Source organism: Ruegeria sp. BHSB064 (genome assembly GCF_059613205.1).
In genome coordinates this window covers 1-11,941 of the sequence record NZ_JBXWSB010000006.1, presented here as the reverse complement: position 1 = coordinate 11,941, position 11,941 = coordinate 1, and the positions used below count along the sequence as shown (strand labels likewise).

11 protein-coding genes are annotated in these 11,941 nt (G+C 57.4%); 7 read left to right on the top strand and 4 right to left on the bottom strand.

Annotated features, from left to right (window positions below; translation table 11 throughout):
• Nucleotides 1-41 precede the first annotated feature (41 nt).
• The 3 genes from AC2FNU_RS02450 to AC2FNU_RS02440 all read right to left on the bottom strand — a co-directional run bounded on the left by AC2FNU_RS02450 (nt 42) and on the right by AC2FNU_RS02440 (nt 4,151).
• Nucleotides 42-1,361 (bottom strand): glutamine synthetase family protein, encoded by a 1,320-nt coding sequence (locus AC2FNU_RS02450; RefSeq protein WP_496784546.1) that lies wholly within the window; start codon nt 1,359-1,361, stop codon nt 42-44.
• 135 nt (nt 1,362-1,496) lie between these two features.
• Nucleotides 1,497-3,683, bottom strand: a complete 2,187-nt coding sequence (locus AC2FNU_RS02445; protein WP_496784545.1) for a xanthine dehydrogenase family protein molybdopterin-binding subunit — start codon at nt 3,681-3,683, stop codon at nt 1,497-1,499.
• Between the two features lie 3 nt (nt 3,684-3,686).
• Nucleotides 3,687-4,151, bottom strand: a complete 465-nt coding sequence (locus AC2FNU_RS02440) for a (2Fe-2S)-binding protein (RefSeq protein WP_496784544.1) — start codon at nt 4,149-4,151, stop codon at nt 3,687-3,689.
• A 137-nt stretch (nt 4,152-4,288) separates the two neighbouring features.
• On the opposite strand from AC2FNU_RS02440, the gene AC2FNU_RS02435 reads away from it, so the two are divergent.
• Complete coding sequence (locus AC2FNU_RS02435; protein ID WP_496784543.1) at nt 4,289-4,912, top strand: TetR/AcrR family transcriptional regulator; 624 nt, start codon at nt 4,289-4,291, stop codon at nt 4,910-4,912.
• Nucleotides 4,913-5,056: 144 nt separating this feature from the next.
• On the opposite strand, the gene AC2FNU_RS02430 is transcribed toward AC2FNU_RS02435, so the two are convergent.
• The gene (locus AC2FNU_RS02430) at nt 5,057-5,935 is read right to left on the bottom strand and encodes a LysR family transcriptional regulator (RefSeq protein WP_496784542.1); all 879 of its coding nucleotides are present in this window, start codon (nt 5,933-5,935) and stop codon (nt 5,057-5,059) included.
• A gap of 111 nt (nt 5,936-6,046) precedes the next feature.
• Here AC2FNU_RS02430 and AC2FNU_RS02425 point away from each other — a divergent pair, with 111 nt between their 5' ends.
• The 6 genes from AC2FNU_RS02425 to AC2FNU_RS02400 all read left to right on the top strand — a co-directional run.
• Nucleotides 6,047-6,883: a hypothetical protein gene (locus tag AC2FNU_RS02425; RefSeq protein WP_496784541.1), complete on the top strand. Its 837-nt coding sequence runs from the start codon at nt 6,047-6,049 to the stop codon at nt 6,881-6,883.
• A gap of 5 nt (nt 6,884-6,888) precedes the next feature.
• Complete coding sequence (locus AC2FNU_RS02420) at nt 6,889-7,644, top strand: sulfotransferase-like domain-containing protein (RefSeq protein WP_496784540.1); 756 nt, start codon at nt 6,889-6,891, stop codon at nt 7,642-7,644.
• Between the two features lie 13 nt (nt 7,645-7,657).
• Nucleotides 7,658-9,415: a bifunctional sulfate adenylyltransferase/adenylylsulfate kinase gene (locus AC2FNU_RS02415; protein WP_496784539.1), complete on the top strand. Its 1,758-nt coding sequence runs from the start codon at nt 7,658-7,660 to the stop codon at nt 9,413-9,415.
• 11 nt (nt 9,416-9,426) lie between these two features.
• Entirely contained in the window at nt 9,427-10,191 is a 765-nt protein-coding gene (gene cysQ, locus AC2FNU_RS02410) for a 3'(2'),5'-bisphosphate nucleotidase CysQ (RefSeq protein ID WP_496784538.1), read from the top strand.
• The gene (locus tag AC2FNU_RS02405) at nt 10,188-11,438 is read left to right on the top strand and encodes a Coenzyme F420 hydrogenase/dehydrogenase, beta subunit C-terminal domain (RefSeq protein ID WP_496784537.1); all 1,251 of its coding nucleotides are present in this window, start codon (nt 10,188-10,190) and stop codon (nt 11,436-11,438) included. Before cysQ ends, AC2FNU_RS02405 begins: the two co-directional genes overlap by 4 nt.
• 322 nt (nt 11,439-11,760) lie before the next feature.
• A partial coding sequence (locus AC2FNU_RS02400; RefSeq protein WP_496784608.1) for a tRNA-dihydrouridine synthase occupies nt 11,761-11,941 on the top strand: 181 nt, incomplete at its 3' end.

Below are 11,941 nucleotides of genomic sequence, written 5' to 3'. Positions count from 1 at the left end.
CAAATTCATTCTAGCCGAGTCCGCGCAAGGCGGCAAGAGGGTCAAACCGCCTCAAGATAGCTCAGCCAGTGCGCCTCTGGTGGGATACCCGAAAACCGTCTGACTTCCTGCCGTTTGGTCATGGCCAGATACTGGATCAGATCGGCAGGGAACAGGCGCGCGATCATGGGGTCTGCTTCAAACCGGTCTATTGCCGTTGACCAGTCTGGCATCAACTGCGGCAAGTCTGGCAGATCATAGGCGTTTCCGGAAATCGGAGCAGGCGGTTGCAACCCGTCTTCGATACCAACCAGTGCTGCACCCAGAACTGCAGTCAGCATGAGGTAGGGGTTGATGTCCCCACCTGCGACGCGGTGCTCGATACGGCGCGCGGATGGGTTGCCACCCGGAATGCGAATGGCGGCGGTTCTGTTCTCGTAGGCCCAGCACGCCCCCGTCGGCGCATGTGCGCCCGGCACCAGCCGGGTGTAAGAGTTGCCGTGCGGTGCAAAGATCAGTGTACTTCCCGGCATGGCCGCGACACAGCCTGCAACGGCAGACTTCAGAACCTGAGTGCCTTCTGATCCGCCGTTGTCAAACACGTTGCGCCCGTCTTGATCCAGAACCGAGAAATGCACATGCATCCCGTTGCCTGCATCATCGGCATAGGGTTTCGACATGAAGGTCGCCGCAAATCCATGTTTGCGGGCCAGCCCGCGCGTCAACGCCTTGAAAAGCCATGTATCGTCTGCGCAGCGCATAGCGCCCTGATGGTTCAGGTTGATCTCAAACTGGCCGATACCGCTTTCCGAGATGGCCGTCTGCGCAGGGATGTCCATGTCGGCGCAGCCATCGTACAGGTCGGTGAAAAAATCCTCGAACGCGTCCATTTCAGCGACCGACAGAACGGCCTCGTCCGACATGCGACGTCCGGTGATCGGGTTCACCGGAGGTTGCGGTTGCGGGCCAGAGGCATCGACCAGAGTAAACTCCAGTTCAGTTGCCGCCATGACTGACCAGCCGCGTTGCGCGTAGCGGTCCAGTGTCGCTGACAAAGCGTGGCGTGGATCTCCGGCAAATGGTGCGCCTTCGTCATTGTAAAGGCTCATTGGCACCAGGGCTGATTCACTCTCAAGCCACGGCACAGGAACCGCGCCGCGCTCGGTCGGACGCAACACGCCATCAGCATCACCGGTTTCAAAGACAAGCGGGCTGCCGTCGATATCAGCGCCCCAAAGATCGACGTTCAATGCCGAGAATGGCATTCGAACTGCACCTTTGTCCAATTTGTCTGCATAAGCAGGGGGAACGCGCTTGCCACGCATCTGGCCATTCAGGTCACATGCGGCGACGCGAAAATTGTGCAGGGCGCTCAGGTCCATTGGGGGCTCCGTCGGTGCTGGTTCCCCGTGATGTACTTCAATGAACCTGTTTTGTCACCAAATTTGATCAAATTTTAGATCAGGAGACCAAGGCAAGGCCCCGCGCCGGTGTGATCCGGCGCGGGGTAATGCTATTTACGCAAAACTAACGCCGTTCTCTTCCATCGGCAGTTGCGCAATATGAACGCCTGACAAAGCGTGGATCGCGTTGGCCAGCGCAGGTGCCGAAGGCGGTGTGCCAGGTTCGCCAACACCGGTCGGCGCCTCGGCGGACGGCATGATATGCACGTCGATCGCGGCAATGTCGCCAATCCGTAGCGGCTCATAGTCAGGGAAATTAAACTGATCTACCGCACCGCTGGTCAGAGTGATCTGGTCGCGCATCACATGGCCAATGCCATAGCCAATGCCGCCTTCCATCTGGGCGCGCACAGTATCGGGGTTCACGGCAATACCGCAATCCACGGCGCAAGTGACCTTTTCGATCTTGATGCCGCTTTCCGGATCGCCCGAAACCTCGACCACTTCAGCCGCGTAAGACCCAAAGGACTTGTGAACCGCAATACCCAATGCCCGGCCTTCAGCAGGGTTCCCCCAGCCAGCCTTTTCAGCAGCCAGTTTCAAAACGGCTGCCTTGCGCTGTTGGTCTGGATTGCTGCTGTCGGACAAATGGGCCAGGCGGAACTCCACTGGATCACGCCCCGCGCTCTGCGCGGCAAGATCCATCATGGTTTCCATGACATAGGCTGTGTGGGTGTGTCCCACAGACCGCCACCACAGAACCGAGGTTGCTTTTGGTGTATCCGTCAACCCCAATGCCATACCGGGAATTGCATAGGGGCTGTCCGCGATGCCTTCGATCGAGCTGTGATCGATGCCGTCATGAACCAATACCGCTTCGAAGGCCGTCCCTTTCATGATGGACTGGCCTGCAACCTGGTGCTGCCACCCGACGATGTTGCCTTGACCGTCCAGCCCAATCCGAACCTTGTGGCCGAACGCCGGGCGGTAATAGCCGCTACGGATGTCATCTTCGCGTGTCCAAACCAGCTTGACCGGACGCGTGCGATCAGTGACTGCAAAGGCCAAAGCCGCCTCGACCTGATAATCTGCGTCCGGTGTTGCACGGCGCCCGAAAGATCCACCGGCCAACAAGGTGTTGATCTGGATTTTCTCGGGCGGCAGTTCGAAGATGGCTGCCAGTGCGAAGTGCACAAGCGTCGGGATCTGCGCTGCATCGTGCAGCACAATCGTACCGTCCTCTGCCTGTTCGATGGTGCAGTTCATCGGTTCCATCGGTGCATGCGCCAGCAGCGGGAAGTAGAACGTTTTCTCCAGAACCGTGTCGGCACCGTCGATCTTTGCGGCAACTTCGGTCGCGTCCGCTCCGTTGACGTTGTACTGGGGCGCGGCGTCCAAAGCGGCGCGGATCTCTTCCTCAATTTGCTGAGAACTGCGGGTTTCGGCAGCGGAAAGATCCCATTCAACCTCAAGCGCTTCGCGGGCCTGAATGGCCGCCCAGGTGTTTTCGGCATAGACAGCTACACCGGCCTGGTTCGGCAGGGTCGCTGCGTTAATGAAGCCTTTCACTTGCTTTGAACCGCTGTCGTCAAAACTCTTGACCGTTCCACCGCGTGCGTCAGGGCGTTTGATCATTGCAACCATTTGGTTGGGCAGGTGCAGGTCCATGCCATAAATGGCCTGACCGTTGCCTTTGATTGCCGAATCCTTACGGCGTACGGCTTCGTTGCCGATCAGGCGAAACTCTGACGGATCTTTCAATCGCGGTTCGGCCGGGGCTTCGAGCTGTGCAGCCGCTGCAAGGAATTCAGCGATCGGTGCCGACGTGTCGCCTGCTTTAACAATACCCTCTTCGATGGTCACGCCCGACGCATCCACGCCCCACGCCTGAGCGGCAGCGTTGATCAGCATCTCACGCGCAGCAGCACCGGCCTGACGGTATTGTTGCCACGAGTTTGCGATGGCGGTCGACCCGCCTGTGCCTTGTGCCTGACCGAACGCCAGGTTGGCGTAGACCTGCGCATTGGACGGCGCAAATTCATACGCGATCTGGTCCATACGCAAGCCGATTTCCTCGGCAATCAAAGTGGGCAGGCCGGTCGCCGGACCTTGGCCCATCTCAAAGTGCTTAACGATTGCGGTTACTGTGCCATCGGCATCAATTTTCACGAACGGATTGAACTGAGCGCTTTCCGCTGTTGCGGCAGCAAGCGTGCCATCGGGGCGGGCGCCAACCAGCAGGACGGCGCCAGCAGCGGCGGCACCTTTCAGAAATCCACGGCGGGAAGTGTTGATGGTCATGAATCAGGCCTCCAGGATTTCGGACGCGCGCTGGATACCGGCGCGGATGCGTTGATAGGTTGCACAACGGCACGCGTTGCCGGCCATATAGTCGTCGATTTCTTCCGCCGAGGGCTTGGGGTTTTCCGAAAGCAGCCCTACCGCCGACATCACCTGACCCGATTGGCAATAGCCACATTGAACCACGTCCAGCTCGACCCACGCCTGTTGAACAGCAGCACCGATCTTGTCGTCGCCGACCGCTTCGATTGTGGTGATTTCGGCGTCTTCGACATCTTCGATGTAAGTCTGGCACGAGCGGACAGGCTCGCCATTCAAATGCACGGTGCACGCGCCGCATGACGCTACGCCGCATCCGAATTTGGTTCCGGTCAGCTTCAACTCATCCCGGATCACCCACAGCAAGGGCGTGCCGGGTTCGGCATCAACCTCATGGGTCTTGCCGTTTAGTTTCAAAGTTAAGGACATTGGGGACTCTCCTGTTCGGGCTGGTTTCCAAAGTGGTAAACTGGCGGGTTTACTAGTGCCACAGATCTGCGCGCTTGTAAACTCTTGCGTTTACCTAGGATTTGACCGTTGCCCGTCAATGGGTCTATAGCTCTGATATGAACGAATGCAGCACGCCGAATGCGTCCAAGTACGCACAGATCATCGAAGCTGCCGTGGCCGAATTCCAGGAAAAGGGTTTTGCTGCGGCCAGCATGGATCGAATTTCGGCTCAGGCAGAAGTGTCCAAGCGCACGCTGTACAAGTATTTCGAAAGTAAAGATAATCTGTTTCGCTCTATCGTTGTTGAGCTATCCAGCCGTTTTGCCGAAGTGCTGGAAATCCGGTACGAAAAAGGCCGCGATATTCGCGAGCAATTGACTGAACTGGCCTGGGCCGAGGGACGGATTCTGATGCATCCCGACGTGATCGCCATGGCACGGATGGTGGTCAGCGAAACTTTGCGCAACCCCGAGCTTGCGGCGAAGGTTCAAGGGAAACTGGACAAGACCCAGACCTTTATTGCGATGCTGAAAGATGCAGCCGAGGACGGGCAGTTGCAGGTTGATGATCCCGAACGCGCGGGAATCGAGTTTGTCGGTCTGATCAAGGCGCGGGCTTTTTGGCCGCTGATGTTCACGGGGGGAACGCTTAGCGAATCGGAAATGGCGCAAACGATCGAAAACAGTGTTGAGATGATGATCAGCAGGTACGGCGTTTCTTCTGCTTCAAGCGGTGATTGATCCAGCGCTTTTAGCGGGGATCGGGGAGATTCTGCTCGTAAAAGTGTTTCGGCATAACACGGCCCATCTTGAGGGCTTGTGTTGCGATACAGTTTTTTTAACCCAATGTGCCTGCCACAAAGTCGTGCGCCAGCAGCGATGCGGCTATAGGTTTTCCAGCAGTTTGAGGCATTTTCGAGCGATAGGGTTCTGTTGCCCGTAGCGGGTCAGCCTGGCATAAATAATGGTCTCTCTGGAATACCAGTCATCGGGCATTTCAACCAGATCACCACGGTCCAGATAGGCATCGACAAAGCTACGCCACCCAAGGCCAAGCCCCTCGCCGGACGCGGCGGCTTCCAACAAATAGACATAGCTGTCGAACTCTTCCGAAATCGGCCAATTGGCATAGCCGGGATGCGCGCTTTGCCAGTCGGACCAGTCCATCCATCCATAGTTTTCCTTTTGAAGCTTCAAAAGCGGCGGCGGGTCGCACTTGCCCTGCAATGCGTCTTTCGCTCTGTCAACATTTTCGGGCGTTCCGATGGGCTTGATTTCTTCCTTGCACACGACGACATGTTCGTGTTCGGGCGGCGAAGCGGAGTATTCAAAAACGATATCACCGCCTGTCTCAACAGCTGCCTGAACCAGATTGTAAGCCGACGTCATGAATCGCAGCTCGACATTACGACCCAGCGCCTGCCGGAGTTTTCCAAAGCGGGGCATGAGCAACAGATGCGATACCGAATGCGAACACACCAATGTGACCCGATTCTCGACGCGCTCAAGATCCCGAACCGCGTTCTGTAATGCGTCAAATCCCTGAACGACTCCGGCATAGAACAAGCTTCCTTTAGCCGTCAGGCAAATCGGCGTTCTGTCCCGGTGAAAAAGATCCGCCCCAAAACGAATTTCCAGATTGCGGATGTGACGGCTGATTGCAGGCTGTGAGGTGTTAAGCTCTTCGGCTGCACGCGCAAACCCCTGCAATCGCGCAACTGCTTCAAACGCGATCAGAGAGCTTGTGGATGGCAGATTATACATGCGCGACGTCATATCAATTCCGATATGAGGACAAGCACAAAAAAGCAATAGGAAAATCAGACGAAACAGGTCTAACTCTCGACCTGAATATTCCAATGGAAAAGAAGAGCGATGAACACTTACGTAAAGCCGCCCAAGTGGGAAAACCCCAAGGTTAAACTGTTCCCGCATCAGGTAGGCTTCACTTGCCCTCCGCATGACTTTGACGCAGCCCCGTCGGACTTCCTGCGCATGGCTCCGCGCAGTGTCGGTGTTCACGGGCGCATGCTTCACGTGCCGGATTACGCGCATCGCCTGGACCAGCGCAAAAAGAACTTCGGTCTGCTGGAAGAATTCATGGAATGTATGGCCAATAACGGCGCTGATGTCTGCGGGCAGGTCGGTTCGAACTGGGTGCACGCCAGTGGCCTGGGTGTCGAGGGCATCCGCCAACATATCGAAATGCTGAGCGACAAGTACGAAACACCGTTTCACATGTCGGGCTATTCGATGGTCGAGGCGCTGCGGGATCAAAATGTCGAAAAGGTTGCGCTGAACGCCTGCTATCACAGGGACACTTGGTATCAAGGTACGGTGGGTTTCCTGAAAGAGGCCGGGTTTGACGTTGTCTGGGCCGGTAACTTCTTTGATCAGGGTTGGTTCGACAGTCAGGAAGCGGTCGATGATTGCATTTGGTGTTTTGACGAAGAGCTGATTTACAAGTCCTTCGATTATACCGCCGACAAAGCCCCCAACGTGGACGCCTATCTGATCAACGGGATGAGCAATTACCGCCGTCCGTCCGACGGAATTGCGCAACGTCCGGTTCACTACGAAGTCGAGCTGGAGGAACGCCTTGGCAAGCCGGTCATCGGCCACGACACCGCGCTCTACTGGCGCATCTTCAAAACCCTGGGCCTGGCCCCGGAAACCCAGCAGGGCAGCCTGCTCTCCTCACTGAAAGACTGAAGCGAATGCACAAGATTGTAGCACTTTGGGGGATTCCCCGCTCCACCTCGACCGCGTTTGAATGGATGATGCGCCAGCGTGGCGATCTGGATTGCCTGCATGAACCTTTCGGCGAAGCCTGGTATCAGGGAGAAGACCCAATGTGGCCGCGCTTCAAAGAGGGTGAGGTCACGACCCCCGGCCTTACCCTGGAAAGCGTGTGGGCGGATATCAAGGCGCGTGCCGAAAAAGGCCCGGTCTTCATCAAAGACTTCCCTCATTATATCAACCACATGTGGGATCCTGAGTTTCTGTCGCATTTCACCCACGCGTTCCTGATCCGCGACCCGGCCAAGACAATTTCGTCCATGTACAACAAATGGCCGGATTTCGATGAGCTTGAGGTTGGATTCCCCGAGCAGCGCGCGCTGTTCGACCTGCTGACTGCTCTGAACGGCGGCACGACACCTCCGGTCGTCGACAGTGATGATTTGCTGGAAAACCCGCATGACATGACCAAGGCTTTCTGTGAATCCGTTGGTATTCCCTTCATCCCAGAGGCGCTGACCTGGGAAGCGGGCGGCGACCCGTCCGAGCACAGTTGGTGGGATGGCGGCTCTTTCCATGCCAATCTGGCTCAATCCACCGGCCTGACACCGCAGAAACGTAAATATATCGAAGTGGCTGATGCTCCGGAACGTGTGCGTCGCGTCCATCGTCGGATGAAGCCCCACTATGATCATCTGTACAAGCACCGCATCCGCGTGTTGGAAACCGTCTGAAAGTCTCTGGAAAATGAACAAGCAAGTGAAAACTGAGGCGGCGCCGCGTATTGCCAAAGTCATGCCTTATGGTCCGATCCCCGAGCTTTATGTTTCGTATGACTCGGCTGCGAAACTGAAGGTTGAGGCGGCGGATCTGACCAGCCATGACCTGAGTCCGCGCCAGATCTGCGATCTGGAATTGCTGATGAATGGCGGATTTAACCCTCTGAAAGGATTCCTGACCGAGGCCGATTATGACGGCGTGGTCGAGAATATGCGTCTGGCCGATGGCACGCTCTGGCCGATGCCGATCACGCTGGATGTCAGCGAAGACTTCGCTGAAAGCATCGAACTGGGCCAGGACATCGCCCTGCGCGATCAGGAAGGCGTCATTCTTGCCACCATGACCGTGACCGACCGCTGGACGCCGGACAAAGCGCGCGAGGCCGAGAAGGTGTTCGGCGCTGATGACGATGCACACCCAGCAGTCAACTACCTGCACAACGTGGCTGGCAAGGTCTATCTGGGCGGTCCGGTGACGGGTATTCAGCCGCCGGTGCATTACGATTTTAAAGCACGTCGTGACACGCCAAACGAGCTGCGCGCGTACTTCCGCAAGGTTGGCTGGCAGAAGGTCGTGGCTTTCCAGACCCGCAACCCGCTGCACCGCGCGCATCAGGAACTGACCTTCCGCGCCGCCAAAGAGGCACAGGCCAACCTGCTGATCCACCCTGTGGTCGGTATGACCAAACCGGGCGATGTGGATCACTTCACCCGTGTGCGCTGTTACGAGGCGGTTCTGGACAAGTACCCGGCCTCGACCACCTCGATGAGCCTGCTGAACCTGGCAATGCGCATGGCTGGACCGCGCGAGGCGGTCTGGCACGGACTGATCCGTGCCAATCACGGATGCACGCATTTTATCGTGGGTCGCGATCATGCCGGGCCGGGCAAGAACAGCCAGGGCGAGGACTTTTACGGTCCTTACGACGCGCAAGAGATGTATCGCGCGCATCAGAGCGAGATCGGCTGTGAAATGGTCGATTTCAAGCACATGGTCTATGTGCAGGAACGTGCGCAATACGAGCCGAATGACGAGATCAAAGACAAGGACAAGGTGACGATCCTGAACATCAGCGGAACGGAACTGCGCCGCCGTCTGGCCGAAGGTCTGGAAATCCCTGAATGGTTCAGCTTCCCCGAAGTGGTTGCAGAGCTGCGCAAAACCAAACCACCGCGGGCCGAGCAGGGTTTTACCGTGTTCTTTACCGGCTTCTCAGGCAGCGGAAAATCGACCATCGCCAACGCGCTCATGGTCAAGCTGATGGAAATGGGTGGCCGTCCTGTGACGCTGCTGGACGGGGATCTGGTGCGCAAAAACCTCAGCTCGGAACTGGGTTTCTCGAAAGAGCACCGCGACCTGAACATCCGCCGCATTGGCTATGTCGCCTCCGAGATCACCAAAAACGGCGGTATCGCCATCTGTGCGCCGATCGCCCCTTATGCCACCACCCGTCGGGCAGTGCGTGAGGACATCGAAGCTTTTGGTGCGTTTGTCGAAATCCATGTGGCAACCAGCATCGAGGAATGCGAACGCCGGGACCGCAAGGGTCTGTACAAGCTGGCGCGCGATGGCAAGATCAAAGAGTTCACCGGTATCTCTGACCCCTATGACGTGCCGGAAAACCCGGAGCTGCGCATCGAGACTCAGGGCACGGATGTGGACAACTGCGCCCATCAGGTGATCCTGAAACTGGAGCAGATGGGCCTCATCTCGGGCAGCTGGTGAGAGGACAGGTGATGGATCTGGATGTATTGAAGGCCGCTTTGGTTCCAGTTGCCCGCGAAGCGGGGGCAAAGATCATGGAGGTCTATCAGAAACCCGCCGAGGCTGAATACAAGGGCGATGGCTCTCCGGTCACCGAGGCGGACGCGGCGGCAGAGGCGATCATACTCCCAGCGCTTCACGCCGCCGCCCCGGACATCACCGTGATCTCGGAAGAAAACGCGGCCAGCCATGCGCTGGCCGCCCCCGAGACATTCTTCCTGGTCGATCCGCTGGACGGAACCAAAGAGATTCTGAAACGCGACGGCAAGGGCAGCTTCACAGTGAATATCGCGCTGATCGAAAAGGGCCGTCCGGTGTTTGGCGTTGTGTATGCTCCGGCGCTGGATCGTATGTTTGTTGGTATCGTCGGACATGAGGCCGAAGAAACCAGTGGTGGTGTAACACGCAAAATCAGTGTGCGTAACGTGCCGGAAAGCGGAGCCGTTGCAGTGGCCAGCGCCTCGCACCGGGATGCCGATACCGACGCCTGGCTGAGCGATCATGGGATCGACCAGACCACCTCGATCGGTTCGTCGCTCAAGTTCTGTCTGGTGGCGGCGGGCGAAGCGGACGTCTATCCGCGTTTCGGGCCGACGATGGAATGGGACACCGGCGCCGGCCACGCGGTTCTTGCCGCCGCAGGCGGACGTGTCACCAACCCGGACAAAACCGATTTCATGTTCGGCAAAACGAACTACCGCAACGGCCCATTCGTGGCTTGGGGCGGGCTTGAATGACAAACACGGACCCGAACACACGTTTCGACAAGATTCTGATGGACGGTTTGTGTATCGGCTGCGGTCTGTGCCAATCCGTGCTCGGATCAGAAAAACTGCAAATGGAAAAGGCGCGGGATGGTGAACTGCGCCCCAAGATCCAAGGCGACCTGTCCAAGGCGGATGTCGACCTTGTGTACGACATTTGCCCCGGAACGCGCTGTGAGGCTATTCCGCCCAAAGACGCAAAGGCTGCCCCGTACCATGATCTGGTTTGGGGCCCGTATCACAGCCTGTCGCTTGCCTGGGCGACTGAAGCCAACACCAGATATGAAGGCTCAACAGCCGGTGTGTTGACCGCGCTGGCGCAATACCTCCTGCATTCTGGCCGGGTTTCGTTCATCCTGCATGTCAAAGCCTCGGAGGACGAACCGACCTTTGGAATGGCGACGATTTCCACAACATTGGAAGAGGTGCTGGGCGGGGCAGGGTCTCGGTATGGACCAACAGCGCCGCTGATCGGGTTGGGGGCTGCTTTGGACCGCGAAGAACCTTTTGCTGTTGTGGCAAAGCCCTGTGATCTGAACGCCATACGAAATCTCGCGCACAAGGACGCGCGTGTGAACCGGCTGATCAAATACATGATGGCGATGGTCTGCGGCGGTTTCATGCCGGATCAGGCGATGGGTCGGTTTCTGGCCGAGAACGGGATTGAGCGTGAGCAGGTGACTGCGCTGCGGTACCGCGGACGCGGGTGCCCGGGCCCAACGACGATCACCACCAAAGATGACCGCCGTGACTTTCATTATCTCGATTTCTGGGGAGAAGACGAAAGCGCCTGGTCGCTGCCGTTCAGGTGCAAGGTTTGCCCGGATGGTATCGGTGAGGCCGCAGACATTGCTGCTGCTGATACATGGCCCAAAGCTACGCCAGACCGCGAAGAATCACTGACGGACCCCGGTACCAATTCTATCATCACCCGCTCGCAGCGCGGCGAAGCGCTGTTGCAGGCTGCAATTGCAGATGGGTTCCTGACCGCTGGGGGAGAGGTCGATATCGACTACATGAACAAAACCCAACCCCATCAGGTCACCAAAAAGCGATCCATGTATGCCCGGTTCAAAGGCATGAAACGCGCCGGTCAACTTGTTCCGGCGACGTATGGTTTGCGACTTGAAAAGCTTTCCGATCAAAACTCTGCTGCGGAAAACGCGAAGCAGGAACAAGGGGCATTTGAACGCGCCCGAAGGGTGAGGGACACGGAATAGAGCTTTGCCCAAAGTTCCTGTGGGCGATAGCTTGCGGATTGACTTGATCCAACACAAAACACTTCAGGATATTGGTGGCCGGCCTAAAGTCGCGTCTCTGAGACTGGGCTAATCACAAGGACCGATGGTCAGTGGCTTTCCCTCTGCTGTTCGCGCGTTCTGGATGTGCTAAACCCCAAGGACACTCGAATCGAGGTTCCTGGACAGTTTGCGACAACACAGCGAAATCCAAGGAGCTTGTACGCAAAGAAGTTCAAGGCTGTGTGGAGCTAGCGCTTTGAAAAACAACGCACAACATGCCGCGCGCCTTAGCGTGGCTCCCATGATGGATTGGACAGATCGACATTGTCGATTTTTCCATCGACTGCTCAGCGCCCAGACTTTGCTGTATACCGAGATGGTGACAGCCCCTGCGCTTGTGCGGGGTGGGGCGATGCATCTGCTAGAGTATTCGCCGGATGAGCATCCAGTCGCTTTGCAATTGGGCGGGTCAGATCCGGAAG